This window comes from Halosimplex halobium (assembly GCF_051414055.1).
In the GTDB taxonomy this organism is placed as follows: Archaea; Halobacteriota; Halobacteria; order Halobacteriales; family Haloarculaceae; genus Halosimplex; species Halosimplex halobium.
In genome coordinates, this window is the sequence record NZ_JBLKNX010000001.1 from 18,922 (window position 1) to 45,433 (window position 26,512).

At 70.9% G+C, this 26,512-nt stretch carries 28 protein-coding genes and 1 pseudogene; 15 read left to right on the top strand and 14 right to left on the bottom strand.

Annotated features, from left to right (window positions below; all coding sequences use genetic code 11):
* Window positions 1-136 precede the first annotated feature (136 nt).
* Both ACMGFG_RS00110 and ACMGFG_RS00115 read right to left on the bottom strand, forming a co-directional pair.
* Complete coding sequence (locus ACMGFG_RS00110; protein WP_436928317.1) at window positions 137-781, bottom strand: zinc-ribbon domain and TM2 domain-containing protein; 645 nt, start codon at window positions 779-781, stop codon at window positions 137-139.
* 93 nt (window positions 782-874) lie between these two features.
* Window positions 875-1,681 carry an alpha/beta fold hydrolase gene (locus ACMGFG_RS00115; RefSeq protein WP_436928318.1) on the bottom strand — a complete coding sequence of 269 codons (807 nt, stop codon included), beginning with the start codon at window positions 1,679-1,681 and terminating at the stop codon, window positions 875-877.
* A gap of 101 nt (window positions 1,682-1,782) precedes the next feature.
* Here ACMGFG_RS00115 and ACMGFG_RS00120 point away from each other — a divergent pair, with 101 nt between their 5' ends.
* Window positions 1,783-2,220 (top strand): hypothetical protein, encoded by a 438-nt coding sequence (locus tag ACMGFG_RS00120; protein ID WP_436928319.1) that lies wholly within the window; start codon window positions 1,783-1,785, stop codon window positions 2,218-2,220.
* 134 nt (window positions 2,221-2,354) lie between these two features.
* On the opposite strand, the pseudogene ACMGFG_RS00125 reads toward ACMGFG_RS00120, so the two are convergent.
* The 3 genes and pseudogenes from ACMGFG_RS00125 to ACMGFG_RS00135 all read right to left on the bottom strand — a co-directional run.
* Window positions 2,355-2,519, bottom strand: a pseudogene (locus ACMGFG_RS00125) (hypothetical protein); the annotation flags it as partial.
* Window positions 2,520-2,737: 218 nt separating this feature from the next.
* Window positions 2,738-3,490, bottom strand: coding sequence for a ParA family protein (locus ACMGFG_RS00130; RefSeq protein ID WP_436928320.1), 753 nt, complete (start codon window positions 3,488-3,490; stop codon window positions 2,738-2,740).
* 99 nt (window positions 3,491-3,589) lie between these two features.
* Window positions 3,590-4,018, bottom strand: a complete 429-nt coding sequence (locus ACMGFG_RS00135; protein ID WP_436928321.1) for an HIT family protein — start codon at window positions 4,016-4,018, stop codon at window positions 3,590-3,592.
* 292 nt (window positions 4,019-4,310) lie between these two features.
* On the opposite strand from ACMGFG_RS00135, the gene ACMGFG_RS00140 reads away from it, so the two are divergent.
* Window positions 4,311-4,553: a ferredoxin gene (locus ACMGFG_RS00140; protein ID WP_436928322.1), complete on the top strand. Its 243-nt coding sequence runs from the start codon at window positions 4,311-4,313 to the stop codon at window positions 4,551-4,553.
* 4 nt (window positions 4,554-4,557) lie between these two features.
* Here ACMGFG_RS00140 and ACMGFG_RS00145 read toward each other — a convergent pair whose 3' ends face one another.
* Window positions 4,558-5,052 carry a hypothetical protein gene (locus tag ACMGFG_RS00145; RefSeq protein WP_436928323.1) on the bottom strand — a complete coding sequence of 165 codons (495 nt, stop codon included), beginning with the start codon at window positions 5,050-5,052 and terminating at the stop codon, window positions 4,558-4,560.
* A gap of 263 nt (window positions 5,053-5,315) precedes the next feature.
* Here ACMGFG_RS00145 and nadA point away from each other — a divergent pair, with 263 nt between their 5' ends.
* The 4 genes from nadA to ACMGFG_RS00165 all read left to right on the top strand — a co-directional run bounded on the left by nadA (window position 5,316) and on the right by ACMGFG_RS00165 (window position 9,415).
* Window positions 5,316-6,449, top strand: a complete 1,134-nt coding sequence (gene nadA / locus ACMGFG_RS00150; protein WP_436928773.1) for a quinolinate synthase NadA — start codon at window positions 5,316-5,318, stop codon at window positions 6,447-6,449.
* A 2-nt stretch (window positions 6,450-6,451) separates the two neighbouring features.
* Window positions 6,452-8,047, top strand: coding sequence for an L-aspartate oxidase (locus tag ACMGFG_RS00155; RefSeq protein ID WP_436928324.1), 1,596 nt, complete (start codon window positions 6,452-6,454; stop codon window positions 8,045-8,047).
* Between the two features lie 12 nt (window positions 8,048-8,059).
* Complete coding sequence (nadC, locus tag ACMGFG_RS00160) at window positions 8,060-8,887, top strand: carboxylating nicotinate-nucleotide diphosphorylase (protein WP_436928325.1); 828 nt, start codon at window positions 8,060-8,062, stop codon at window positions 8,885-8,887.
* 75 nt (window positions 8,888-8,962) lie between these two features.
* On the top strand, window positions 8,963-9,415 hold the full coding sequence (locus ACMGFG_RS00165) for a hypothetical protein (protein ID WP_436928326.1): 453 nt from the start codon (window positions 8,963-8,965) through the stop codon (window positions 9,413-9,415).
* A 25-nt stretch (window positions 9,416-9,440) separates the two neighbouring features.
* Here ACMGFG_RS00165 and ACMGFG_RS00170 read toward each other — a convergent pair whose 3' ends face one another.
* On the bottom strand, window positions 9,441-10,181 hold the full coding sequence (locus tag ACMGFG_RS00170) for a GNAT family N-acetyltransferase (RefSeq protein ID WP_436928327.1): 741 nt from the start codon (window positions 10,179-10,181) through the stop codon (window positions 9,441-9,443).
* Between the two features lie 64 nt (window positions 10,182-10,245).
* On the bottom strand, window positions 10,246-11,073 hold the full coding sequence (locus ACMGFG_RS00175; RefSeq protein WP_436928328.1) for a TrmB family transcriptional regulator: 828 nt from the start codon (window positions 11,071-11,073) through the stop codon (window positions 10,246-10,248).
* Window positions 11,074-11,174: 101 nt separating this feature from the next.
* Here ACMGFG_RS00175 and ACMGFG_RS00180 point away from each other — a divergent pair, with 101 nt between their 5' ends.
* Window positions 11,175-11,513, top strand: a complete 339-nt coding sequence (locus ACMGFG_RS00180; RefSeq protein WP_436928329.1) for a DMT family transporter — start codon at window positions 11,175-11,177, stop codon at window positions 11,511-11,513.
* A gap of 70 nt (window positions 11,514-11,583) precedes the next feature.
* Here ACMGFG_RS00180 and ACMGFG_RS00185 read toward each other — a convergent pair whose 3' ends face one another.
* Window positions 11,584-11,754: a DUF5786 family protein gene (locus ACMGFG_RS00185; protein ID WP_436928330.1), complete on the bottom strand. Its 171-nt coding sequence runs from the start codon at window positions 11,752-11,754 to the stop codon at window positions 11,584-11,586.
* A 146-nt stretch (window positions 11,755-11,900) separates the two neighbouring features.
* Between ACMGFG_RS00185 and ACMGFG_RS00190 the strand changes: the two genes are divergently transcribed.
* Entirely contained in the window at window positions 11,901-12,578 is a 678-nt protein-coding gene (locus ACMGFG_RS00190) for an RNA 2'-phosphotransferase (protein ID WP_436928331.1), read from the top strand.
* 125 nt (window positions 12,579-12,703) lie between these two features.
* Window positions 12,704-13,756 carry a beta/alpha barrel domain-containing protein gene (locus ACMGFG_RS00195; protein WP_436928332.1) on the top strand — a complete coding sequence of 351 codons (1,053 nt, stop codon included), beginning with the start codon at window positions 12,704-12,706 and terminating at the stop codon, window positions 13,754-13,756.
* 72 nt (window positions 13,757-13,828) lie between these two features.
* Here ACMGFG_RS00195 and ACMGFG_RS00200 read toward each other — a convergent pair whose 3' ends face one another.
* The gene (locus ACMGFG_RS00200; RefSeq protein ID WP_436928333.1) at window positions 13,829-14,614 is read right to left on the bottom strand and encodes an SDR family NAD(P)-dependent oxidoreductase; all 786 of its coding nucleotides are present in this window, start codon (window positions 14,612-14,614) and stop codon (window positions 13,829-13,831) included.
* A gap of 526 nt (window positions 14,615-15,140) precedes the next feature.
* On the opposite strand from ACMGFG_RS00200, the gene ACMGFG_RS00205 reads away from it, so the two are divergent.
* The 3 genes from ACMGFG_RS00205 (at window position 15,141) to ACMGFG_RS00215 (ending at window position 19,383) form a co-directional block, all read left to right on the top strand.
* A complete protein-coding gene (locus tag ACMGFG_RS00205) occupies window positions 15,141-17,288 on the top strand; it encodes a periplasmic substrate-binding domain-containing protein (RefSeq protein WP_436928334.1) in 2,148 nt (715 codons plus the stop codon).
* Window positions 17,289-17,446: 158 nt separating this feature from the next.
* Window positions 17,447-18,388, top strand: a complete 942-nt coding sequence (locus ACMGFG_RS00210; protein ID WP_436928335.1) for a carbohydrate kinase family protein — start codon at window positions 17,447-17,449, stop codon at window positions 18,386-18,388.
* Between the two features lie 83 nt (window positions 18,389-18,471).
* Window positions 18,472-19,383, top strand: a complete 912-nt coding sequence (locus ACMGFG_RS00215; protein WP_436928336.1) for a dihydrodipicolinate synthase family protein — start codon at window positions 18,472-18,474, stop codon at window positions 19,381-19,383.
* A 30-nt stretch (window positions 19,384-19,413) separates the two neighbouring features.
* Here ACMGFG_RS00215 and ACMGFG_RS00220 read toward each other — a convergent pair whose 3' ends face one another.
* Window positions 19,414-19,995 (bottom strand): NADPH-dependent FMN reductase, encoded by a 582-nt coding sequence (locus ACMGFG_RS00220; RefSeq protein WP_436928337.1) that lies wholly within the window; start codon window positions 19,993-19,995, stop codon window positions 19,414-19,416.
* 186 nt (window positions 19,996-20,181) lie between these two features.
* Here ACMGFG_RS00220 and ACMGFG_RS00225 point away from each other — a divergent pair, with 186 nt between their 5' ends.
* Window positions 20,182-21,396, top strand: coding sequence for an MFS transporter (locus ACMGFG_RS00225; RefSeq protein WP_436928338.1), 1,215 nt, complete (start codon window positions 20,182-20,184; stop codon window positions 21,394-21,396).
* Window positions 21,397-22,044: 648 nt separating this feature from the next.
* A complete protein-coding gene (locus ACMGFG_RS00230) occupies window positions 22,045-23,730 on the top strand; it encodes an acyl-CoA mutase large subunit family protein (RefSeq protein ID WP_436928339.1) in 1,686 nt (561 codons plus the stop codon).
* A gap of 264 nt (window positions 23,731-23,994) precedes the next feature.
* Here the strand turns inward: ACMGFG_RS00230 and ACMGFG_RS00235 are convergent, their stop codons facing one another.
* A complete protein-coding gene (locus ACMGFG_RS00235; RefSeq protein WP_436928340.1) occupies window positions 23,995-24,348 on the bottom strand; it encodes a pentapeptide repeat-containing protein in 354 nt (117 codons plus the stop codon).
* 8 nt (window positions 24,349-24,356) lie between these two features.
* Between ACMGFG_RS00235 and mce the strand changes: the two genes are divergently transcribed.
* Window positions 24,357-24,746: a methylmalonyl-CoA epimerase gene (gene mce / locus ACMGFG_RS00240; RefSeq protein ID WP_436928341.1), complete on the top strand. Its 390-nt coding sequence runs from the start codon at window positions 24,357-24,359 to the stop codon at window positions 24,744-24,746.
* Window positions 24,747-24,748: 2 nt separating this feature from the next.
* Here the strand turns inward: mce and ACMGFG_RS00245 are convergent, their stop codons facing one another.
* Complete coding sequence (locus ACMGFG_RS00245) at window positions 24,749-25,468, bottom strand: DUF2391 family protein (RefSeq protein WP_436928342.1); 720 nt, start codon at window positions 25,466-25,468, stop codon at window positions 24,749-24,751.
* Window positions 25,465-26,505, bottom strand: coding sequence for a 3-hydroxyacyl-CoA dehydrogenase family protein (locus ACMGFG_RS00250; RefSeq protein WP_436928343.1), 1,041 nt, complete (start codon window positions 26,503-26,505; stop codon window positions 25,465-25,467). Before ACMGFG_RS00250 ends, ACMGFG_RS00245 begins: the two co-directional genes overlap by 4 nt.
* Window positions 26,506-26,512: the final 7 nt, after the last annotated feature.

Here is a 26,512-nt window from a genome sequence, read left to right on the forward strand (position 1 = left end):
ACAGCGGTAGTACTCGTCGGGTTCGTGATGAGAGAGGAGGTACCGGCCGGTGCGTGCGAGGCCGGTGCGGAGTTCGGCGGTCGCTCGACGGGCGCGGTCGGCGCGCCGGGTGGTCGACCCCCCGGGCTCCGCCGGTTCAGTCGGCCATGTACTGCTCGTGAAACTCCTCGTCGCTCTTGGTGAGGTAGATGATCCCCTCGACGAGGCCGATGAGCGCCGGGATGAGCGTCCACGAGAAACACAGGTAGACGATCCCCTGGCCGGTCTTGCCCATGTAGAACTTGTGGGCGCCGAGACCGCCGAGGACGATCGCCAGGACCGCGGCGATGAGCCGCTCGTCGTCGCTGCCGGACCCCGTGCCCGGCTGCCGGACGCCACACTCCGGGCAGATCTCGGCCTTCTCGTTGATGACCGCGCCGCACTCGGAGCAGAACTTCTCGTCCGGGCCCTTCTGTCGGTCGCCGTCCGAACCCGCCGGCTGTCCGCCGTCCGACCCCGCGGGCTGGCCGCCGCCCGCGCCCGTGGACTGGCCCCCCGCGTCGTCGACGGTGCCCGCATCGCCCGAGCCGCCCTCGGCGCCGGTCGGCTCGCCCTCGTCGACGCTGTCGCTCACCCAGCTATCTTCGTTCCCGTCGTCGCCGTCGTCCGTCGGTTGTCCGTCACCCTGTCCCGATTCGGTGTCGCCGGCGCCGTCGTCCGCCGGCGGCTGTCCGCCGCCCTGGCCGGACTCCGTGTCGCCCGGGTCGTGGTCCTCTCGGTCGTCGGGCTCGTCGTTCGACATACCCCCGACGACGACTGTCGCCGCCGTAAAACTACCGACGGCTCGCGAATTCCCGCCGGCGAGCCCCCGTCACCTGGGAGCGCCGAACCCGACTCACTCGCTCCCCTCGAAGTCGCCGAGCAGTGCGTCGTTGACCGCGGCGCTCTCCTCGATAAAGCAGAGGTGGCCGCCCTCGACGGCGGTGAACTCCCCGCGAGGGAGTCCGTCGGCCAGGTCCCGGCCCGCCCCCGTCGGGACGACCGCGTCGTCGACCCCGTGGTACACCCGGGCGGGCGTCGTGATCTCGTACAGCGAGTCCGAGCGGTCGAAGGCTCGCATCGCGGCGGCCTGGGCCTCGAACCCGGCGCGGTCGGCGTCTTCCTCGCGGCGCCAGCCGACGATCTCGTCGACCACGTCCCCGTGGGCGTCGAGGTCGGCCGCGAACGCGTTGCGCAGCGAGGCCCGGAGCGCCTCGGGGTCGTCCCGTGGCGCGAACAGCGACTCCAGCGCGTCGGCGTCGACGCGGTCGCCGCTGGCCGCCGTCCCGAACAGCGCCAGCGACGCCGCGCGGTCGTAGCGACGGGCGTACTCCACGGCGACCATCCCGCCGAGGCCGGCGCCGACGATATGGGCGTCGGCGACCCCGTGGTCGGCGAGTACCGCCTCCAGGTCGCCCGCGAGCGTCCGGACCTCGTAGGGACCCTCCGGCGCGTCCGAGCGGCCGGTCCCGCGCAGGTCCCAGGTAACCGTCTCGAAGCCCTCCGCGAGGGCGGCGTGCTGCCAGCCCCACACCCACGCGCCGTAGCCGGCCGGCTCGACGAACACCACAGTGTCGGCGGCGCGGTCGGCGTCTTCGGGCGGCCGCGGGTCGCCGCGCGCCTCGTAGTAGAGGTCGACGCCGCGGTTCGTGACGACTGTCATGGGTCGACTGTTGGCACGGTCGCCGTAAGGGCGACTCGGTTCGCGGGCGCCTCCGGCGACGCCGCTAACCGCGGCACCGACGGTCGCTCCGGGACTTATAGGTGGGCCGGCCGTACCGCCTGGCGATGGAGTACCGGCGGCGGCTGGCCGCGAACCTCGCGTCGGAGTCGGAGGCCTACGGCTACACGCTGACCATCTGGGGGAGCGGCGCGCTGCTGATCCACGCCTACAGCGTGCCGGACGTCTGGCGCATCCTGTCGTTCGTCGCGGGCGCGCTCGTCGGGTTCGGCCTGCTCGCGGCGGTCGCGTTCGAGGGGTTCTCGACGCAGTTGAGCGTCGAGGAGTCGCCCTCGTCGCTGGTCGTCTCGGCGATCCACGTCCTCTCGACGGGTGGGGCGCTGACGGCCGTCAGCCTCTTTCTGGACGTGATTCCCCAGAAGTGGCCGCTCGCAACGTTCTTCGCCGTCGGCGCGCTCGCCACGACGACCTACAACCTGCTGCTGTTGCTCGAAGCGGTCGACGTGCGAGCGGTCACGTGAGCGGCCTCCCGGCGGTCGCCCGACGGGGTTCGAAAACGAACGGGTTCGGCGCGTTACAGGGCGGTATCGTCGGGGCGTCCGGCCGCACGGGCGTCGTCGGCGCCGAACAGTTCCGGGGCCACGTCGAAGGCCGCGTCGGCCGTCTCGCGCACGCCGCGCTGGCAGGCCAGCCCCTGGTTGACCGGGTGGGCGGCGTCCCCGCGGACCACGTCGATCCCGTTCCCGATGTCGGCCCCCCGCTGGAGGTGCCCGCAGCCGACCGCACACCGCATACACGTCGTCGGCACCCAGTCGCTCATGGCGCGGTCACCACCGACAGCGACCGACTACCTGTTTGTCCCGATCTTCCACAATATTGTAGACGGACGCAAACCATTCTGTAGTCTACTAGCCCATACGCACCATACAAAACCCTAACCCTTGGAGAATTAAAACACATATCGAGGATTTCCGCACGGGTGCCCGGATCCGGCCTCGGGTCGGCGGGGGCGGGCCCGCGGGAGTCAGCCCGACGGGGTCAGCCCGGCAGGTAGTCCGCCATCGACGACGACTCCGGTTCGGCGAGGTCCAGGTCCGCGCCGGTGAGCGTCTCGACGGCGTCGGCGACGGCGACCGCGAACTCGGTCGGTTCGACGGCGGCCGGCGCGGCCGAGAGCGCGGTCGCCTCGCCGGTCGGGACGACCGCGTCGGCCGCCTCGACGGTCCGGTCGCCGTCGGCGAAGTTCGCGACGACGGTGTCGACCCCGGCGTCCACGTCGGCCAGGCGGTCGCAGGTCCGGGGGACCGCGTCGCTCCCGCGCTCGGTGTCGGGGACCACGAGCGCGGCGGCGTCGGCGGCGGTCACGGCCGCGACCGCCTGGTTGGCCCCCACGGGCGGCACGTCGACGAAGACGGCGTCGTAGCGCTCGGTCGCCGTCGACAGCCGCTCGGCGAGCCGGCGGGCGCACTCGCTGGTCTTCGCGCGGGCCAGCCGCTCGAACGGCGCCCGCGCCGGCGCGACGGTCACCGACCCCGAAACGTCGAGGTCGAGTCGCGTCTCCGCCCCGGTCAGCGGCCGGTCGTCGGTCAGCGCGCGCGTCACGTCCGGGTCGATCCGCTCGGGGACGAACGCCGACAGCCCCTGGGTCGAAAACGCCGCGTCGACCACCGCCGCGTCCCGGCCGGCCCGCGCCAGCGTCGCCGCGAACTCGACGGACAGCCGCGTCGCGCCCGCGCCGCCGACGCCGGCCACCATCGCGTAACAGTCGCCGCTCCCCTGCGTTGCGGTCATGTCCCCGCTTGGCCGCCCCCTGGTTGAAAAACCTACGCGCGGGGGACCGGTCCGATGCCGTCGGTGACGGTCACGGACGGCGGACCGCCCGGCCCCGCGTCACTCGGCGCCGTCGGCGATGCTCGCCGCGATATCGTCGAGTTCGTCGTCGCCCAGTTCGGGCCGCTCGCCGAAGATCGAGTGGATCGGGCGGCCGCCGTCGTCCTCGAACCGCGGTACGACGTGGCCGTGGGTGTGAGGCACCTCCTGGCCGGCGACCTCGCCGTTGTTGAACGCGACCGTCGAGCCGTCGGCGTCGACCGCCGACTCGATCGGGTGGACCAGCCGCTGCATGACCGCGAACACGTCCCCCGCCAGGTCGTTCGGCATGTCCTGGACGTGCTCGTGGTGGGATTTCGGGATGACGAGCGTGTGCCCCGGCGCGAGCGGGTTCGCGTCCAGGAACGCCAGCACGTCGTCGGTCTCGTAGACGGTGCGACTCGGGATCTCCCCGGCCACGATCGAACAGAAGATGCAGTCGTCGCTCATGCGCGAGGTCACGAAGCGAAGCCAAATCAAGGTTTAGGCGTTCCGTCCTCCTCCGGTGGTCACCTCTCTGTCAGCCGGACGGGTGCTCAGTACAGAGGATGACCATATCGCGCGAGCATCCGCCGAGTGAACGCAGTGAACGAGGCGGTTCTCCGGACGTGAGGGAGCGTAGCGACCGAGAAAATCCCTCGAAGTGAAAAATGGGTTCGTGGAAAAACGAACACACGACCGGGGACCGATCGACGGCCCGGGAATGGCACACCTCTTAGTCGGCGAGCCCCCAATCGCCGGTATGCGCATCGAGTACGACCGCGAGACCTGTATCGGGATGTTCCAGTGTGTCGCCGAGTGGGAGGGGTTCGAACGCGACAGCGACGCCGGGAAGGCGGTCCTCGTCGACGGCGAGGAGCGCGAGGACGATATCTTCGTCCGCGAGGTGCCCGACGGCGCCGAACTCGACGCGAAGTTCGCCGCCCGGTCCTGCCCCGTCGACGCCATCGAGGTCTACGACGACGACGGCGAACAGGTCGTGTAGGCGCTCACTCGGACGCCGAGGCCGCACAGGGGTCGGCTACGCGGGTCGGGCTGATTCCGATCGGCGGGTACTCCGAGCCCGAGGGGCCCCCGACCGTCACGACGGCGCCGATACACCCCGGGTCCGCGGTCTCGTCGCCGTAGTACCGCTCGTAGTCCTCCCGTGTGAAGGTGTACTCCCAGGAGGCGGACGCCCGTTCGCCGTCCTCGTCGAGGTACAGCGCCCAGACGGTGTACTCGGTTCGGCTCTCCGACCACGTCGGTGCGATGGTCGTCCGGGCCCGCCCGTCGTCGCCGTCGATGGGACCGAGCGAGATCCGGCGGTCGAGAAGCGTGTCGTCGGCCTCGACCGCGAGCCGGATGGTCGCCGGCGTGGTCGACGGGTTGACCACGGTGATCCGCCCGAGGACGACCCCACTGGAACCGAGCGGGGACGAACACCCGACGAACCCGAGACTACCGGCCGCGCCGAGGCCCTTCAGCGCCTGACGACGTTTCACTGGTCCCAACCCCGGGCCGCCAGTCCATAATTCCACCGTCTCACTCGCCGGTCTCCAGTGTGGCGACCTGCGCGTCGAGCGGTTCGCTTGCATCTCGCGGCGTGTCCCACAATACCATACACCACGAATCGACAATCCCGTATATCGTTCCCGATACGCCTGTCAGACGACTCGTCCCAACCGAACGAGTCACCGGTCGGGGGTGTTGAAGACAAAACCTTTTCAATACGGTGGTCCATAGCACCGCCAACCCACTGACCACCATGCCCGAGATGGAAACTGCTCAGTTCGAGACCGACCTGAGCCTCTTCAAGTACGACAACCTGGAACAGTTGCCGCCGGCCTACCGCGACCTGGAGGAGGCCGAGCGGACCGAACGGATCGAGGCCGCGCTGGCGGAACTCGGCGACGACGTGGTGATCCTCGGCCACAACTACCAGCGCCGGGAGATCGTCGAGCACGCCGACTTCGTCGGCGACTCCTACCAGCTCAGCAAGGAAGCGGCGAACGCCGACGCCGAGTACGTGGTCTTCGGCGGCGTGACGTTCATGGCCGAGTCGGCCGACATCATCACCGACGACTCCCAGAGCGTCATCCTCCCGAGCATGGAGGCCTCCTGTCCGATGGCAGGGATGGCCGAGGCGCTGCAGGTCGACGCCGCGTGGGCGGAGATCACGGGCGCGGCACCCGACGAGGAGATCATCCCGATCACCTACATGAACAGCTACGCCGACCTCAAGGCCTTCTGCGCCGAGCAGGGCGGGCTGGTCTGTACCTCCTCGAACGCCCACAAAGCGTTCGAGTACGCCTTCGAGAGGGGCGACAAGGTCCTCTTCCTCCCCGACAAGCACCTCGGCGAGAATACGGCCTACCGACTCGGGATGGAGGACGAAATCGCCGAGTGGGACCCCTGGGACCCGGAGGGCAAGGACGCCGAGGACGTCGTCGCAAACGACATCGTCCTCTGGGACGGCTACTGCCAGGTCCACGAGCGCTTCCGCGAGTCTCACATCGAGGACCTCCGGGAGCGCCGCCCCGACGCGAACGTCGTCGTCCACCCCGAGTGCCGCCGCGAGGTCGTCGAGGCGGCCGACGTGGTCGGCTCCACCTCGACCATCTGCGAGACGGTCGAGAATGCCGACCCCGGTGAGTCGTGGGCCATCGGCACGGAGATCCACCTCGCCAAACACCTGGATCGGTGGCACCCCGAGGTGGAGGTGCTGCCGCTCTGTGGCGACGCCTGCATGGACTGCAACGCGATGCGCCAGATCGACCCCAACTACCTGACGTGGGTCCTGGAGGAACTGGTCGAGGGCCGCGAGCGCAACGTCATCGAGGTCGCACCGGAGGAGAAGGAACTCGCGCAGGTCGCGCTCGACCGGATGCTGGAGATCTGACCATGAGCGGGACAGACACCGACGCCGACGGAGACAACCCGGCCGAGACCGAACTGGAGGATTACGACGACTACCGGACGACGGACGTGCTCGTGGTCGGCTCGGGCATCGCGGGGCTCGCGGCGGCCCTCGGTGCGGCCCGCGAGGGCGCCGACGTGACCGTCGCGACGAAGGCCACCCGGCCCGAGGGAGCCTCCTCGTGGTGGGCCCAGGGCGGCATCGCCGTCTCGCGGGACGACCCCGCCCAGTTCAAGACGGACATCCTGACCGCCAGCGCCGACACTGCGGACCCGGACGCGGTCGACGTGCTCGTCGAGGAGGCCAACGACGCCGTCCAGGACGTGCTCGTCGACACGCTCGGCGTCGAGTTCGACACGAGCGGCACGGAGGGGGACGCCCCGGACGCCGACGACGAGTGGGACTTCGGCCGCGAGGCCGCCCACGACGAACCACGGATCCTCCACGTCGACGCCTCGACGGGCAAGGCGATCCACATCCCCTTCCTGAACTACCTCGACGACCGCGAGGACGTGACGATCCTGGACGACACCGCGGTGCTCGAACTCGTCAGCCACGAGGGCCGCGTCCACGGCGCGCTGCTGGAACAGGAGGGGGAGGTCACGCCCACCTTCGCCGGCGCGACGGTGCTGGCGACCGGCGGCATCGGCGACCTGTACCCCCGGTCGACCAACCCGGACGGCTCCACGGGCGACGGCATCGCGATGGCCGCGCTCGCGGGCGCCGACGTGGAAGACATGGAGTACGTGCAGTTCCACCCGACCGCGTTCGTCGGCGAAGACGGGGATACCGACGAGCCGTTCCTCGTCAGCGAGGCCGTCCGCGGCGAGGGCGCCCGCCTCGTCAACGGCGAGGGCGAGCGGTTCATGCCCGACTACCACGAGGACGCCGAACTCGGACCCCGCGACGTGGTCGCCCGCGCCGTCCAGACGGAGCGCGAGGCCACCGGGGAGGTCCGCCTCGACGTGAGCCCCCTCGACTTCGCGGGCGAGTTCCCCGACCTCGCGGAGAAGTGCGAGGAACGCGGCGTCGACTGGGAGGCGGGCATCCCGGTCGGCCCCGCCGAGCACTTCCTCTGTGGCGGCGTCGACGTGGACACCCGCGGCCGGGCCTCGCTGGACCGGCTCTACGCCGTCGGGGAGTGCTCCCGCACCGGCGTCCACGGCGCCAACCGCCTGGCCTCGACCTCCCTGCTGGAGGGGCTCGTCTGGGGGCTGCGTGCGGGCGAGGACGCCGCCGACTTCGAGCCGGCGGTCGTCGAGGCCCCCGAGTTGCTCGACCGCGACCCGGCGCTGCCCGAGAACTTCGCCCGCGAGAAGTTCCACCGGCTGCGCCGCGTGATGGACGAGTACGTCGGCCTGCGACGGGACCCCGACGAACTCGGCCGCGCCCAGGCGGTGCTCCGGCGGCTCAAGGGCGAGGTCGACGCGTACGTTCGCACGCGCACGGCGCGGTCGCTGTACGAACTCCGCCACGCCTCGGTGACGGCACTGCTCGTGACCCGCGCCGCCGCCGAGAACGACGAATCCGTGGGGACGCACAACCTCGTCGAGGAGCCCGCGACACCGGGGGCCGACTGAGGGCTCGATCCCATGATCCCCGACTCGCAGATCGAGGCGTGGCTCCGCGAGGACGTGGGCCACCACGACGTGACCAACCAGGTCCCCGGGGAGACGACCGGCCGACTGGTCGCCAAGGAGGACGGCGTCGTCGCCGGCCTCGATGCGGCTCGCGCCGTCTTCGAGTACCTCGGCGTCGAAGTCGTCGACAGCGCGTCCGCGGGCGACCGGGTCGACACCGGGGAGGCCGTCCTCGAAGTCGCGGGGCCGGCTCGCGACGTGCTCCGGGGCGAGCGCGTCGCCGTCAACGTCGCCGGCCACGCCTCCGGCGTGGCGACGAAGACGCGGCGGGCGGTCGAGGCGGCCAGGACCGAAAGCGACGACGTGCGGGTCGCCGCCACTCGCAAGACCACGCCCGGACTCCGCGGCGTCGAGAAGCGGGCGGTCGTCGCCGGCGGCGGCGACACCCACCGCCTCGACCTGTCGCACATGGTCATGATCAAGGACAACCACGTCGCCGAGATGGGCCTCGAATCGGCCGTCGAGCACTTCCGCGAGCGGGCGTCGTTCGCGACGAAGGTCGAGGTCGAGGTCGAGGACCCCGCGGACGCCCCTCGCGCCGCCGAGGCCGGGGCGGACATCGTCCTGCTCGACAACATGGACCCCGCGACGACCGAGCGGGCGGTCGGACTGCTCCGTGAGACCGCCGCCGACCTCGGTCGCGAGGTGCTGGCCGAGGCCTCGGGCGGCATCACCGTCGAGACCGTGCCCGACTACGCCGCGACCGGCGTCGACGTGGTCTCGATGGGGAGTCTGACCCACTCCGCGCCGACGCTCGATCTGTCCTTCCGGACCGGGTGAGGCAGGCGGTTGCTCGCCCACCAGCGACCGCCGCCGGCCCCGCCGTTTATTCCGAAGGGGTGTGACGCCCCGGCCATGTCGGACGCCACAACGGACGACGGCCCCGTCGGCCCCGCCGCGGTCGGCGGGGTCGCCGCGGTCGTGACCTTCGCGATGCTCGCCTACGTGACCGTCCTGCTGTTCGACCGGACCGCGCTCGGGGTCGTCGTCGGCGCGCTCTCCGGCGCCGGCATCTTCTACACGGTTCCCTACACGATCCGGCGGGGCGACCCCGAGTACGTCCGCGACGCCCACCCGAACCTCGCGCGGAGCTTCCACCCCGGCGCCGCGGGGTACGCGCTGTCGGGAGCCGGCGTCGTCGCGCTCGCGCTGCTGTTCGTCTTCGAGACGCCGCTCCTCCCGGTCGGGGTCGCCCTGGGGCTCGCGCTCGTCGAGTACGTGATCCTCTCCCGGGTCCTCCCGCGGGCGGGAGAGGGTGCGGACGCCGACGGCGGGGCCGAGTGGTCCAGCGACGAGTGGGACGGGTGAGCCTCGCCGGCGGTCGGGTCCTCGCTCACCGCTCGTCGAGCCGGCGGGCGAGCATCACTTCGTCGACGAGTTCGCCGTCGATCTCGTAGTGGTCCTCGCGGACGGCCTCGACGGTCCAGCCGTTGCGTTCGAGGAAGTCGACGGCGGCGTCGTTCGTCGCGGGGAGGCTGTTGTACACCTTCCGACAGCCCCGCGAGCCGGCCCACGCGACGCCGCGCTGGAGGAGGTGGCTGCCGATGCCGTGGCGGCGGTACCCCTCCAGGACGCCGACGGTGAGTTCGGCGGTGCCGCGGAGTTTGGCCTGTTCCTGCCCGCGGACGTGCGACCAGCCGACGACCTCCTCGGCGACCGTCGCGACGAAGACGACGCGACACTCCGTCGGGGTGCGCCGGAACAGGGTCTCCTCGTATTCGAGTTGCTCGGCGACTGTCTCGGCGGTGATGTACGACCGCGTCTCCGCGACCTCGCGGATGGCGCCGACGACGCCCGAGAAGTCCGCCGGGCGGGCCGGGCGCACTGCGTAGTCGACGCCCGCCTCGGAGAACTCCTCGGTCTCGCCCGACCGGACGCGCGGGCGCAGGCGGCCGTCGGGGTCCTCCGCGAGCAGGTCGTCGCGCTTCAGTATCGAGAGGTGGTGCTGGAAGGACTCGGGGTCGACGCCGACCCGCTCGGCGACCGCGCTCGGCTCGACGGGGCCGTGGCGTTCGACGAACCGGTAGACGCGCTTGCGGTCGCCCGAGAGGTCGACCTCGTCCGGGACCGACATCACCCCGGACTAGTCGATCCAGCGGTAAGTAGGTGGGGGCGGCGTCCGACGGGCCGGGGCCGCCTCACTCCTCGGGCGGGACCACACGGTCGTCGCCCTCGACGACGGCCGACAGCGGCGTCGCCGCCGCCCAGGCGCGGTCGAAGGCCTCGACCAGCCGCCCGGCCATCGACCCGTCGCGGACGTGGATCACCCCGAGGCGCTCGCCGGCCGCCAGCGGGTGCGGGACGTGGAAGGTCACCTCGTTGCCGTCGACCGCGTCGAAGGTCGTCTCCAGGTCCGTCGTCACGCGCACGGCGACGTTCGCGGGCGCCGCAGTCGCCCGCTCGACGGCCTCCGGCGGCGCCGAATCGAGCATCGCCGCGTGGACGAGCATCCGCACGTCGACCCCTGCGTCGACCGCCTCGTAGAAGGGGTCGACCTCCGGCTCGTAGCGCTCCCACGGCGCCGCGGCGTAGGGGTCGCTCATCGCCGACCTGACGGTGTCGCCGGCGGTCGCGAACAGGTCCCGCTCCAGCGAGACGGCCGCGTCGCTGCCCAGCGGCGCCGTCCAGAAGCGACTCTCGGCGGGTTTCGTCGCCGCCAGCTCCGGCCCGATCCCCTCGGCGATCGACTCGTAGCGCTCGGCCTTCGCGTCGAGTTCCCGCCGGCGCTCCGCGAGCAGGCGGTCGACCGCGGTCTCCGGGTCGACCGCCGCGTACCGGGTCGGCTCGGTCGACTGGCTCCGGACGATGTCGCGGGCGTCCAGCCCGTTCAGCACGTCGTAGATCCGGCCCATCGGGACGCCGCTGGCCTCGGAGACCTCCCCCGCCGTCGCCGAGCCGAGCGACAGCAGCGCCCGGTAGACCTTCTCCTCGTAGCTCGACAGGCCCAGCTCCCCCAGCTCCGACATACCCGCCGGTGGGCGCGCCCCGGTCAAAAGTACTCGGGAACTGACGGGAAGTGGCGACGGGTTCGACAAGCGACTTTCCGGTCGCGAGGGTCGCCTCGCGTATGCACCCGTACCTGACGCTCGCGCTCGCTATCGCCGCGGAGGTGACCGGGACGACCGCATTGAAGGCCAGCGATGGGTTCTCACAACCGGTACCGACCGCCGTCGTGGTCGTCGGCTACGTGGGCTCGTTCTACCTCCTGGGGCTGACGCTCGAAGAACTGCCGGTCGGGCTGGTCTACGCGACGTGGGCCGGCGTCGGCATCGTGGCGACGGCGCTGGTCGGCGTCGCGGTCTTCGAAGAAAGTATCGACGCGGCCGGAGTCGTCGGGATGGCCCTCGTCGTCGCCGGCGTCGTCGTGTTGAACGCCCTCTCGGACGCCTACGCGCCCGCCCACTGAGCGGGCGCGGCGGGGTCGCGTGTGCGGCCGGACGCGGCCCCGTCGCGGGGACCGAGTCGCTCGCCGAGCGCTACTTCATGTCCTGCAGGCGGTCGACGAGCTCGTCGGCCTCGTCGGCGCCCTCGACGGAGACCTCGCCCTCGTGGTCGTGTTCGTGGACGTTGACGGCGTCCTCGTCGTCGTAGTCGGCGTCGTCGCTCTGGTTCTCCTGTTCGGATTCGTCGTAGCTCCCGAAGCCCATCGTAACCCCACCTAGCGGGATCGGAGGGAAAAACCGTGCGGTCGCGAGCCCCTCCGGGGGGTGTCACCGCCCGTCACGGCCGCGGTGCGGTGGACCCGGTCCCGCTGTCGAACGAGTTTTCCGCCCCACGAACGAACACGCCGCCGATGACGGCGTTGCGGGCCTGCGACGACCACGGATACTTCGAGGGCGAGAACTGCCCCGTCTGCGACGACCCCGGCCGCGCGGTCCTCGGGAGCGAGCGCCGCCGCCGGCTCTCGAAGTTCTGCTCGGGGGCGCTCAGGCACTTCCCCGACGACGCCGGCCTGAAACTGGACGGCGCGGGCTGGACCGCCTTCGGGGAACTGGTCGCGGCGGCCGAACGGCAGTACGACTGGGCGGACCGCGATCGGGTCGCCGCCGTCGTCGCGACCGACCCGAACGGCCGCTTCGAGCGCACCGGTGGCTCCCGGACGGGCGGGGCTTCGACGGTCGAGGAACCGGACGACCGGGTCCGCGCGGCCTACGGCCACTCCGTCGACGTGGACCTCGAATCGGGCGACGGTCCGGTCCCGGACATCCTGTACCACGGCACTGCACCCGAGACCGTCGACGCGATCCGGGCGGACGGACTCAGACCGATGTCGCGCCAGCTGGTCCACCTGTCGGGCAGCGTCGAGGCGGCCCGCCGCGTCGGTGCCCGCCACGCCGCCGACCCGGTCGTCTTCGAAGTCGACGCGGTCGCGATGACCGCCGAGGGTCGCGATATCACCCGTCGCGGCCGAGCGACCTACACCACCGAGCGGGTCCCGCCCGAGTACCTCTCGGCTCTCGACGGCGAGTGAGTCGGGGTGAGCACTCGTCCGGTCGGGGCGAGCAATTAGTTCGGTCGGGACGAGCAATTAGTCCGGTCGGGGCGGAATCGGCCCTCACCCGAAACGGTTTGTCGGCGGGTCGCGCCAGTGGGGCCGTGTTCGGCACAGACCGGTCGACCCGCGTCGGCATCGACGGCGAGCGGTTCACCATCGACGGCTGTCCCACCTACGAGGGGCGCAGCCACGAGGGCACCTCTATCGAGGGGCGGCTGTTCAACGCCCGTCTCGTCCACGCGTGGTTCGACGACGAGAACCCGGAGACCCGCGACGGGTGGGCCTACCCTGACACCGGCCGGTGGGATCCCGAGCGCAACGTCGCCGAGTTCTGCGCGGCGCTGCCCGACTACCGTGACCACGGCCTGCGGGCCGTCGCCGCGAACCTCCAGTGCGGCAGCCCGGAAGGCTACTCGGAGACCCAGCCCTGGACGGTCTCGGCCTTTCGCCCGGACGGCTCGCTGAAGCCCGAGTGGATGGCCCGCGTCGAGCGCGTCCTCGACCGCGCCGACGACCTGGGCCTGGTCGTCGTCCTCGGCCTGTTCTACTTCGCCCAGGACGGCGTCCTCGAGGACGAGGCGGCGGTGAAACGGGCCGTCGACGAGGCCGTCGGGTGGCTGCTCGACCGGGAGTACACGAACGTCCTGGTCGAGGTGGCCAACGAGTGCGACATCAACTACGACCACGATATCATCGACGTCGAGCGGGTGACGGAGCTGATCGAGCGCGTGAAAGGGACCGAGCGCGACGGCTTCCGCTACCCCGTCGGCGTGAGTTGCAGCGGGGGCGTCGTTCCACCGGACGACGTGGTCGCGGCCTCCGACTTCGCCCTGTTGCACGGCAACGGCGTCGACGACCCCGAGCGGGTCCGCGAGATGGTCGCCGAGGTCCGGGAACGCCCCTCCTACGAGCCGATGCCCGTCGTCTTCAGCGAGGACGACCACTTCGCGTTCGGCTCGGAGTCGAACCTCGACGCGGCGGTCGAGGCCGGCGCCTCGTGGGGGTACTTCGACCCCGGCGAGAACGACTACTGGCACGGCTACCAGTCGCCGCCGGTCCGCTGGGACGCCAACACGCCCCGAAAGAAGGCCTTCTTCGCGTACCTCGACGGCGTCACCGGCCCCGAGGACGCGCCCGCCGGAGACGGCTCGTAGCCGCGTCGGCCGACGACCCGCGGTCGCGTAGCCGCTACCGCGTCCAGCGACCGTCGGCCTCCCGGCGGTCGCTCAGACCACCTGGTAGCCGCCGTCGACGTGGACGGTCTCGCCGGTGACGTAGCCGGCGGCGTCGCTGGCGAGGAACAGGGCGGCGCCGGTCACGTCGTCGACAGTCCCGGCCCGGCCCATCGGGATCGGTTTCAGCAGGTCGCCGGCCTCGACCGAGCGGCGCTTCTCGGCGGCCGAACTGTCCCCGAACGCGGTGGCCGTCCGCCCGGGCGCGACCGCGTTGACCCTGATGTCGGGTGCCAGCTCCAGCGCCGCGCTGCGGGTGATCATCCGGATCGCGCCCTTGGTCGACTCGTAGCCGATCTGCTCGGGCTTGGCCATCGTCGCCGAGATGGAGGACATGTTCAGGATGCAGCCGTCGACGCCCCGCTCGCGCATGTCACGGGCGGCGGCCCGACAGCCGAACAGACAGCCGCCGACGTTGACGGCGTGCAGTCGGTCGAACTGCTCGGGGTCGATGTCGAGCACCGACTCGGTCAGGTGGACGCCGGCGTTGTTGACCATCACGTCGACGCCGCCGAACTCGCGGGTCGCCTCGACGGCCGTCCGGACCTGCGCCGGGTCGGACACGTCCGTCTCGACGAACGCGGCGCGGCCGCCGTCGCGCTCGACCGCCTCGTGGGTCGGGGCCGCCGCGTCGTCGCCCCGCGGGGCCTCCCGCCTGTCGGCGACGACGACCGTCGCGCCGGCGTCGGCGAACGAAAGCGCCAGCGCCCGACCGATGCCGGAACTCCCGCCGGTGACCAGCGCCGTCTCGCCCGCGAAGTCGAACTCGGTCGTTCCCATGGCCGCCGGTTCCACCCGCATCGACATGGGCGTGTCCGTCCGCGTGCCGGCTCGATACCTCGCAGACCCGATCCACTCATGCTGGAAACGAGGCGAACGGACGAATCGACGCTGATACGACGCTACGGGCCCCGATCCGGCCCCGGTATCGGGAATCCCTCATCCAGCTATAGTGGAAAACTTCCCACCTGTTCCGATGCGTTGAACCCCCGTCCGGTCGGCGACGGCAGGCCGACGGGGGATCGTAGCGGGGGCCACCGCCGCCGCCGCGACGCGGTGGGGCCGTAGCGTCAGCCTCGCGGGAAACCAGGGACACGGCCCCGTTTCCGCGACCCTCTCGGGCGCCGAACGTCGTTTGTTCTCTATTGGCAAACAGTATCGGCGATGAAACTGTGATATAAGTACGAACGGATTCTCCATCTGTAGCTCGTATCTTCCGTATATTAGCGCGTTCGGATTTAGAACGGTAGAATCTGTTACGATAACGTGGGAAACCATTATATATGCGACGCTGGTCGAGTGGTGTATGCCACGCGATCACACTGGCAGTGGTTCGGACCTGTCACGGAGACAGTACGCGCAGATACTCGCCGGCCTGAGTGCGGCCGGCGTGGCCGGGTGCCCGAGCGGGGGCGGCGAGGGCACGCCGACCGACGGCGGGGGCGGTTCCGACCCGGCCGACACCGAGTCCGGGGACGGCGGGGACGGGGGGGACGGCGGGAGTACGCCGACCGACTCCGAGGGCAGCGAGACCGCGACCGACCGCCAGGCGGTCACCGACACGATCCGGGTGGCGGCCAACAACTCGCCGGACGTGTTCGACGCGAACCCGTGGACCCCGCAGGACAACACCACCGGGGACAGGTTCCTCTTCGAGCTCAACGGGCTCAACAACGTCCACATCCCCGACAACGCCTACAGCGGGACGACGGTGCCGACGCCGCACAAGCCCGACCACGAGGAGGTCGAGCTGATGACGTGGATCGAGGACTGGTCGGTCGAGGAGCCCTACGACTGGCGCCAGACGTACGACGACCGGGCGTCGTGGTGGAACGGCGACCCCTACGACGCGCCGACGCTGGTCACGCACAACCACGTGGCGTGGTATTTCAACGGGAACGCGTTCACCGAGGGCCAGACGTTCAACGAGGAGGCCGAGGAACAGTGGGTCCGCCACGGCTGGTACGACAAGGGGTCGGTCCCGGAACAGGAACCCAACCCCGTCGCCAGGCCCATCCTCGAGGACACGGCGACCGGCCTCCTGTTCAACTACCCGATGCACCCCGACTTCACGGAGCCGTACCACGAGCGCTACGAGGACGCCAGCTCCGCGGACCAGGTCTCGCAGATCAGCGACGAGGTGGGGAGCGACCGCATCACCCTCCAGCGGATCCAGGAGAACGGCTGGGGTTCGGGGATGTACGTCCTCGAGTCCATGGACGACGTGGGGTCGGAGTCGATGGTCCTCCGCAAGGACGACGACCACCCCAACGCCGGCCACACGAACGTCGAGAAGCTGGAGATCTTCTGGGCTGACTCCAGCCGGCGGCAGACGCTCGCGTCGAACGGCTCGCTCGACATGAACGGCGGCGCCGTCACGCCCAACTCCGATTTCAGCCGCGAGATGCTCCCCGACCACGCACAGGAGCTGTCGCGGTGGCTCAACGCCACGCTCGGCACCCAGTGGCTGATGAACTGGCACAACCAGCACCTCCAGCGGCTGTGGGTCCGCCGCGCGCTGGTCGAGGCGGTCGACTGGAACGCCGTCGTCGCCAACGGCTGGGGGAAGGAGACGGGCATCACGACCTCCTACGACACGTTCCTGATGGACTCGGAGAACGAGTCGACGTTCTCCGAGGAGTTCCTCGACAGCCTGCACACCTACTCGCGCGAGCAGAACCTCGACAACGCCAACCAGTACATGCGGCGGGCGGGCTACAGCAAGCAGGGCGGCCAGTGGGTCGACCCCAACGGGAACACCGCGCAGATCGACCTGATGGCCCAGTCGGGCAACAACAGCTACGTCCAGGGCTCCCAGACCATCCGGGCGAACCTCTCTAACTGGGGCTTCGGCGTGAACCTCTCGACGCAGGGGTTCTCGACGTGGTCGAACAACCTCAACCCCGAGGGCGACGGCCTGAACTTCGACACGTCGCTGTTCTGGTCGGACACCGACACGATCTTCGGCAAGTACAACGACCGGGGCGCCTGGTGGGGCGAGGCCCTGCTGGGCGGCAGCCCCACCGCCAGCAGCGTCTTCCGGCTCACCGAGGAGGACGACCGCGACACCCAGAACAAGCCCGTCCACGTCGAGCTACCCGAGGAGGTCGGCTCCATCGAGGCGCCCGACGAGGCCGGCATCAACCCCGACCTGGAGAACGGCCGCGAGGTCGACATGTTCGAGGTCGTCCAGGCGATCCGCCAGCCGGGCAACTCCGAGGAGCGGGTGCTGGAGCTGTACCGCACCTGCGCGCAGTACTACAACTTCTATCTGCCGGACTTCGTGTTCGCCCAGTCGCTGTCCGGCGCCTGGGGCAACGTCCGCGACTTCGACTGGCCCGACCCCGACCAGCAAGCGCTGGACTACGCCCGCAACACCAGCGTCGCGACCGGTACCATCATGACCGGGCTCACCCAGGCCAGCACCGACACCGACTACGAACCGCCGGAGTGACGGTCCACCGCGGCGCCGTCCGGCCGACCGGCGACCGCAGTTCTACACCGGCCGGCTGACCGCCCGCCGCGGTCCCCGCGACGCCCCGACCCGTCAGACTGCGCCGCCGCCGCTCGCGACCCCCGCGCTTTTTCGTCGCCGCCCCGGTAGCCCCGGCCATGCCCGACGTACTCGTCGCCGGCGAGACGCTCGTCGACTTCCTGCCGGATTCGGCGACCCCGCTTGCGGCCACCGAGGAGTTCGCCCGCCGGCCCGGCGGCGCCCCCGCCAACGTCGCCGTCCGCCTCGCTCAACTGGACCGCCCCACCTGGTTCTGGACCCGCGTCGGGACCGACCCGTTCGGCGACTTCCTCGCCGAGACGCTCGCCGACCGCGGCGTCCCCGACCGCTTCGTCGAACGGGACCCCTCCGCCAAGACCACGCTCGCGTTCGTCAGCGGCGACCCGACGAGCGGCCCCCGCTTTACCTTCTACCGCGACGGCACCGCCGACACCCGCCTCGAATCCGGCCGCGTCCCCGACGACGCCCTCGACGCCGTCGAGTGGGTCGTCGTCGGCAGCGTCCCCCTCGCCAGCGACCCCTCTCGGGCGGCGATCGTCGACCTCGTCGACCGCGCGAACGACCGCGACTGCACCGTCGTCTTCGACCTGAACGCCCGGCCCGAGCTGTGGACCGACGCCGACTTCGCCGCACAGGTCGACCGGGTCCTCCCCGCGGTCGACGCGGTCAAGGCCTCCCCCGAGGACCTCGGCCCCGCGGGCGTCGAGGGCGACACCGACGACATCGACGCGGTGGCGTCGCAACTCCACGAGCGGGGACCCCACACGGTCTTCCTGACGCTCGGCGAGGGCGGCGCGGCCGCGCGTGCGACGGCCGACGCGCCGTGGGGCCCCGCCGACGCGTCTCACGAGGGGTTCGCCGTCGACGCCGTCGACACCACCGGCGCCGGCGACGCCTTCACCGCCGGCGTCGTCGACGCGCTGGCCGGCGGCGAGCGCGACCTGGCCGCTGTCCTCGACCGCGCCAACGCCGTCGCCGCCGCCGCGACCACCCGCGCCGGCGGGATGGCCGACCTCCCCGACCCCGACTCCGTCGTCTGAACGGCCGTTCGCCCCGATCGAACGGTGCGAATACTGACCTGTGGCGACAGGTTCATATTCGCGGGTCGTGCAGTGATCGACAGATGGCGAACACTGGCCCGACGCACGACGTATCGATACACGGGGTGATCCCGCCGACGATCACCGCCTTCACCGACGAGGAGGAGCTGGCGCTGGACGCGACGGCCGCACACGCGCGGTTCGTGGTGGACCGGGGGGTCCACGGCGTCTTCCCGCTGGGGACCAACGGGGAGTTCCCGATGCTCAAGCCCGACGAGCGCGAGGCGGTCATCGAGGCCGTCGTCGACGAGGTCGGCGACGAGGTCCCCGTGATCGCCGGCGTCAGCGCCCCCAGCACCCGCAACACCGTCTCCTACTCCCGCGACGCCGAGAACGCGGGTGCCGACGCCGTCGTCGTCGGCATCCCCTACTACTACCCCATCGACAGCGATGCCATCGTGGAACACTACGAGGAGGTCACCGACGCCGTCGACATCCCGGTGTACATCTACCACTTCCCCGCCCGGATGGGCAACAAGCTCGACCTGGACACGCTGGACCGGCTGGCGACCATCGAGGGGATCGTCGGCGTCAAGGACTCCAGCGGCGACGTGGCGTGGCTCGGCCAGGCCATCGACCGCCACCCCGAGCTCACCTACCTCGCCGGCCTCGACTCGCTGCTCTTTGCCGAACTGGAGATCGGCTGTACGGGCCTCGTCAGCGCTGTCTCGAACGTCTTCCCGGAGATGACCGTCGAGCTGTACGAGTCGTACGTCGACGGCGACGAGAGCCGCGCCCGCGAACTGCAGAGCCGCGTGTTCGACGTGTGGAAGGCCATCGACCAGGGCCCCTATCTGGGCGGCGTCAAGTCCGCGCTGGACCTGCACCCCGAGGTCGACTTCGACCCCGGGCCGATGCGGCGGCCGCTCCAGCGGATGAGCGAGGAGGAGGAAGTCCAGCTGGAGCGGACGCTGCGGACGCTCGACCTGATTTAAAACGGCCGACGCCGTTGTCACCCGGTGCTCTCAGTCGTCGCAATCGGCGGGAACCGCGACTCCGCGCTCGCGGCGGGCGGCCGGTTCCACGTCCGCGTTGGCGGCGACCTCGCGCCCGAGTTGTCGGATCCGGTCTTCGAGGCCCGGTTCGGTGACCGCGTCGCCGTCGAACTTGCCGGAGGCGCCGCGGATGCCGACCTGGGTGGGCACGGTCCAGCCGTGGACCGACCGCACGACGGTCCGCAGGTGGTCGAACGTGCTCGCGTAGCTCCCCCCGCCGGCGGTCGCGAGCAGCCCCACGGTCGTATCGGTGAACTCGTCCTTGCCGCAGTAGTCCAGCGCGTCCTTCAGCGTCGCCGAGTACGAGCCGTGGTAGACGGGCGAGCCGAGGATCACGGCGTCGGCCTCGCGGACGCGTCGCTTGAACTCGATCACCGCCTCGCCCTCCGCGGCGTCGGGGTCGAACGGCGGCAGGTCGACCGTCCGCAGGTCGAGCAACTCGGTGGCGGCGCCGGCCTCCGCGGCCGCGTCGAGCGCGATCCGGAGGGCCCGGCGGGTGTAACTGGCGTCGCGGCGACTGCCGCAGACGGCGACCACGTCGGGGCGGGTCATGTACTCGGATCGACGCACTACGCGAATAAAGGTTCGCTGAACGCCGTTTTGGTAGCGAGCGGGACAGGTCCCTCGTCGGCCGGCCCCCGAGGACCGGCTCCCCGCCGGTCACTGTGACCGCACCGCAAACGGGAAGTATCGGCCGCGAGCGCGGGGTTAAACCGACCGCGGGCGCGACGGTGATCCGTGACCACGAGCGACGCGTCCGGTTCGACCGCCGCGGCCGCAGCGAAGCCCCGCGGCCGCGCCGGCGTGTTCGTCTCCATCTGCGCGTTCTCCTTCCTCGTGAACTTCGGCCGGATCGCGTTCGCCCCGCTGGTCGACTACTTCATCCGCACGGGGGTCAGCCCCGCCACCGCGGGGCTGGCCGCCACCGCCGTCTGGGTCGGGAGCGCGCTCCCGCGCCTGCCGACAGGGTATCTGCTCACCCTCGTCTCGCGCCACCGCGTCATCACCGGGATGGGCGCCTTCCTCGCCGCCGCGGCGGCCTTTACCGCGTTCTCGCCGTCGATCCGCGTCACCGTCGCCGGCGCGCTGTTCGTCGGCCTCGCCTCCGGCGTGTTCTTCATCGCCGCCAACCCGCTGGTCAGCGAGCTCTACCCCGAGCGGGTGGGCCTGGCGGTCGGCCTCCGCGGGATGTCCTCGCAGGTCGCCGCCGTCACCGCCCCCTTCCTCGTCTCGGTCGCCATCGCCCGCGGGTCGTGGCAGCTCTCCTTCCGCGCGCTGGCCGTCCTCGCCGTGGTCGTCACCGTCGTCTTCCTCCTCGCGGTCCGGCGGGCGGACCTGCCGGAGGCGGGCGTCGACGACCGCGACCTGCTGGGGGCGATCCGCGCCCAGTGGCGCCTCGTCGCCGCGGGCGTCGTCTTCGTCGGCTTCACGGGCTTCGTCTGGCAGGGCGTGTTCAACTTCTACGTCACCTACCTCGGCGCGAAGGGCATCGCGGCCGGTCCCGCCAACACCCTGCTGACGATCACCTTCGCCGCCGGCGTCCCGTCGTTCGTCGTCGCCGGCCGGCTGGCCGACCGCTTCGACTACCTCCCGGTCCTGCTGGCGATCCTCGCGGGGTTCGTCGCTACCCTGTTCGCGTTCACGCTCGTCGACTCCTGGGCGGCGGTCGCCGCCGTCTCCGTCGTCATGAGCCTGGTCATCCACGGCCTGTTCCCCGTCGCCGACGCCTACCTGCTGGACTCGCTGCCCGACGAAAACCGCGCCAGCGCCTACTCGGGCTACAGCGCCGTCATGATGCTCATGCAGGCCCCCGGCGGCGTCGCCGTCGGGACGTTCTACCAGTTCGGCCTCTCCTATTCGGGCGTCTTCCGCGCGTACGCCGCCCTCGTCGCCGTCATCGCCGTCGGGATGTTCGCCCTCGCCCGCGCCGGCCAGCTCCCGACCGGCCAGTGACCCGAGCGGCCTCCGACTGCGTTCGGCACAGGTGAGAGGTGTCGCGGTGCGGTCGGCGCGCGCTGTCGTCTCGGAATCGCGTGCGATTCCGAGGGCCGTCAGAGCTTGCTCTGACGTTGGCGCGCGTTCATGCGCGCGACCGGTCGCGCAAGGTCTTCGTGAACTGTGTGAAGGCTCGTCGGAGCTTGCTCCGACGGTGGATGAGCGACGACAGGAGCGAATCGGCTGGGGAGGGTCGTGGCCGTCTGCGGTGCTGTGCGGGGCGGTCACGGTGCCGTGCTGGTCCTGGTGTCCGCGCGACTGTGTGAGCGCGGGCTCGGGAGAGCGTGCTCTCCCGGTGGACTGAACGGCCGAGGCGCGCGCGCCGACAGTCGCCTGAGCGGTCTCTATCCGCGCGGTGCGAGGTGCTGTGCGCCTCGAAGCGAACGGCTCTGCCGTGAGTGGGCGGTGCGGAGAGCGCGGATATCCCGCCTCAGCGACCGCGAGCACCTCGAGGACTTTCAACGCTCACCGTCGAATGTGGCCACTCCGATACGACTTCTTTCCACGACCCAGCCAACAGAAACCACTACTCAACGAGCAACTCGAACTGAACACGAAGCCCGGTACCAGCCAACGGCTAAGGGGCCGCCGTGCGAACACGGGGGTATGTTCGACTCCGACGACCTCGCGGCCATCCGCGAGGGCAAGGAGGAGTGGGAGGCCGAGACCCGGGGGCCGACGGTCGACCGCTTCGGCGAGCGGAAGGACACCTTCGAGACCGACACCGGCGGCCAGGCGGTCGACCCCCTCTACACCCCCGCGGACGTGGCCGATCTGGACTACGAGGAGGACCTGGGGTTCCCCGGCGAGGAGCCGTACACTCGCGGGGTCTACTCGACGATGTACCGCGGGCGGCTCTGGACGATGCGCCAGTACGCCGGCATGGGCACCGCCAGCGAGACCAACGAGCGCTTCAAGTATCTCATGGACGAGGGCCAGACCGGCCTCTCGATGGCGTTCGACCTGCCCACCCAGATGGGCTACGACTCCGACGCCGGCATGGCCGCCGGCGAGGTCGGGAAGGCCGGCGTCGCGATCGACTCGCTGCGGGACATGGAGACGGTCTTCGACGGCATCCCCTTAGACGAGGTGTCCACGTCGATGACGATCAACGCCCCCGCGAGCGTGCTGCTGGCCATGTACATCGCCATCGGCGACCAGCAGGGCGTCGACCGCGAGGAGCTCCGGGGCACCATCCAGAACGACGTGCTCAAGGAGTACATCGCCCGCAACACCTACATCTTCCCGCCGGAGCCGTCGATGCGCATCATCACGGACATCTTCGAGTACTGCGCCGCGGAGGTCCCCAGCTTCAACACCATCTCCATCTCGGGGTATCACATCCGCGAGGCCGGCTCGACGGCCGCCCAGGAGATCGCCTTCACGCTCGCCGACGGCATCGAGTACGTCGAGGCCGCACAGGACGCCGGCCTGGCGGTCGACGAGTTCGCCCCGCAGCTATCCTTCTTCTTCGCCTCCTACAACAACATCCTCGAGGAGGTCGCGAAGTTCCGGGCGGCCCGGCGGATGTGGAAGGAGATCATGGAGGAGCGGTTCGGTGCGGAGAAGCCCGAGTCCAAGCAGCTGAAGTTCCACACCCAGACCGCGGGGTCGACGCTGACCGCCCAGCAGATCGAGAACAACGTCGTCCGGGTGGCCTACCAGGCGCTGGCGGCGGTGCTGGGGGGGACCCAGAGCCTCCACACCAACGGCAAGGACGAGGCGCTGTCGCTGCCGACCGAGCAGTCCGTCCGGACCGCCCTGCGGACCCAGCAGATCCTCGCCCACGAGTCGGGCGTCGCCGACACCATCGACCCGCTGGGCGGCAGCTACTACGTCGAGAGTCTCACCGACGAGGTCGAGGCCGAGGCCCGGGAGATCATCGACGAGGTCGACGCCCGGGGCGGGATGCGCAAGTCCATCGAGGACGGCTGGGTCCAGCGCCAGATCCAGGACGTGGCCTACGAGCGCCAGGAGGAGATCGAGAACGGGGAGCGGATCATCGTCGGCGTCAACGAGTACACCGTCGAGGAGGACGCCCAGGACCCCGACATCGAGGAGGTCTCCGAGGAGCAGGAACGGGCCCAGATCGAGCGGCTCGAATCCGTGCGCGAGGAGCGCGACGACGAGGCCGTCGACGCGGCGCTGGCGGCGCTCGCCGACGCCGCGGCCGGCGAGGAGAACCTCATGCCGTACATCGTCGACGCCGTGAAGGCCTACGCGACGACTGGCGAGATCTGTGACACGCTGCGCGACGAGTTCGGCGAGTACCAGCCCGGCGCCGCGATGTAGCCGGGCGGTTCGTCGGCTCGGTCGCACGGATCGCACTCTACAGGCGGGCAGTGGGCGGCGCGGTCGGCGCGCGCTGTCGCGGCCTCCGTGCCGCGACGAAATCGCGCGAGGGATTCGCGACTCGTGTGTCGCGAATCGGCTGGGGAGGCTCGTGGCCCGCTGCAGTGCCGTGCGGGGCGGTCGCGGTGCGGTTGCGGTGCCGTGCTGTTCCTGGTGGACTGAAAGGGCGAGGCGCGCTCGCGCCGATAGTCGCCTGAGCGGGCACTATCCGCGCGGTGCGAGGGGCTGTGCGCCTCGAAGCGAACGGTTTTGCCGTGAGCGGGCGGTGCGGAGAGCGCGGATATCCCGCTCAGCGACCGCGAGCGCGCCGAGGGCTTTCACCGCTCGCTGTCTCGTGCGTTCGAGTCGAGTGCGTTCGAGTCGAGTGCGTTCGAGTCGAGTGCGTTCGAGTCGAGTGCGTTCGAGTCGAGTGCGTTCGAGTCGAGTGCGTTCGAGTCGAGTGCGTTCGCTGCCGACTCCGTGTTTCCTAACCCAACTCGACCAGAAACGACCGCTCCAGCGTCCGTCCGAACACCGCCCCGACGATCCGACGCCGGGATTAAGCCGCGAACGAGCCAAGACCGGGTATGGAGTTCGACCACGCGGGTATCGCGACCGACGACCGCGACGCGCTCATCGATCAGTACGAAGCGATCCTGAACGCCTCGGTCGCTCACGAAGAGACCTTCGGCGAGCTACGGGTGGCCTTCCTCGACCTGGGGAACGGCTACTTCGAACTGCTCGAACCGACGACCGACGCCCAGGGGCCGATCCCGAACTTCCTCGACAGCCGCGGCGCGGGGATCCACCACCTCGCGCTGCGAACGGACGACATCGGCGACGCGCTCGACCGCGCCCGCGCCGCGGGGGTCGCCCTCATCGACGAGGAACCGCGACCCGGCGCCTGGGGCCACGAGGTCGCCTTCCTCCACCCCGAGGACACGGGTGGCGTCCTGATCGAGTTCGTCGAGCACTGACCCTATCCCGGCAGGAGGTCGCCGAGCGCGGCGCCGATGGCCATCGGGACGAGCGCGACGGCGAGCTGGCAGACCGCGAGCCAGGGGTCGGTCCAGTCGACCCGGCCCCAGACGGTCATGACGACGACAGCCGTCACCAGGGGGATCGCGAGCACCCCGAGGAACTTCCGGGGAACGAACCCGAATATCGGGCGGTAGACGCGCACGTCCTGGAAGTCCGCGACGTAGAGGATGCCGGCGACGAGCGCGACCGTCAGCGCGTTGGTCGCGAGGAAGTAGAGCGGACGCGCCGCGATGTATTCGCCGACCTCGGTGGTCCCACCCTCGACGAACATCGGGATGCCGAAGAGGAGCGACCCGAGCAAGGCCTCGGCGGCGTCGCTGCGGTCGAACCCGAAGACGACGCGGCCGAACACGGGCGTGTCCTGGACCTCCAGCGCCATCCGCATCGTCTCGCGGACCCGCTCGCGTTCCTCGTGGGAATCGACGCTGTCCTCCAGCTCGGCGAGTTCGTCGAAGAGGTCGCTCATGTCCGGGTCCGCCTCGTCGTCGCCCCGCCCGTCGGTGTCGTTCAGGTCGACCTCGCGGTCGCCCCACCATCCCTCGTCGTCGGGGACCTCGCCCTCGCCGGCCCACTGCTCGTCGTCCCACTCGTCGCCGCCGGCGGCGTCAGTCCCGCCGTCGCTCCCGTCGTCGCCGCCTCGGCCGCCCCGGTCGCTCATCCCTCACCGGACCCGGCGGGGCCGCCGAACTCGTCGGGGTCGCCGTCCGGGCCGTCGATGTCCGAACCGCCGACCGGACCGTCGTCCGGGTCGCCGTCGAGTTCCTCCTCCGGCGCGGGCTGGTCGCCGGGGTCGACCGGACTCTCGGCGCGCAACTCCGGCGTCGGGTCGGGCTCGCTCGGCTCGACCGGTTCGCCGCCCTCCCAGACGTAGAACCCCTCACCGGTCTTGCGGCCGAGCTCGCCCGCCGCGACCTTCGCGCGGAGCACCGGCGGCGGGGCGAACCGGTCGCCCAGCGCGTCTTCGAGGTGTTCGAGCGCGTCGAGCGTGGCGTCGAGGCCCCGTTCGTCCGCCGCGGCGAGCGGCCCGACGGGGTGGTCGTGGCCGGCGGTCGTCGCGCGGTCGATAGCCTCGACGCCGGCGACGCGCTCGTCGACCATCGTCATGGCTTCGACGGCCAGCGCCAGCCCCAGCCGCGTCGCCGCGAAGCCGGGCGTGTCCCGGACGACGATGGCCTCCCCGCCGAGCCCGTCGACGAACGAGACGGCCGCTTCCCGGGTCGGCTCCGTGGTCTGCTCGGCGACGACGACCTCGACCAGCGGCGCCGCGGGCGGGTCGACGAACTGCAGGCCGACGGCGCGGCCGGGGTTCCTGAGCCCGGCGGCGACCGCCGTCACCGACACCGCGGCGCCGCTGGTGGCGATGAGCGTCCCGTCGTCGACCGCCTCCTCCACGTCGGCGAACAGCGCCCGTCGCCCGTCGCGGTCGGCGTCGGTCGCCTCGACGACGACGTCGGCGCCGGCGACCGCCCCCTCCAGCCCGGTGGTCGCCTCGATGCGGTCGACGGCCGCCTCGCGCGCGTCGACGGCGAGGTCGCCCGCGGCCACGGCGTCGTCCAGCCCCGCCTCGACGGCGTCGACCGCGTCCATGACGACGTTGGCGTCGTCGTCGTGGAGGGTCACGCCGTGGCCCGCCGCCGCGCAACACTGCGCGATCCCGCGCCCCGTCGCGCCCGCGCCCAGTACGGCTACGTCCATACCCCAC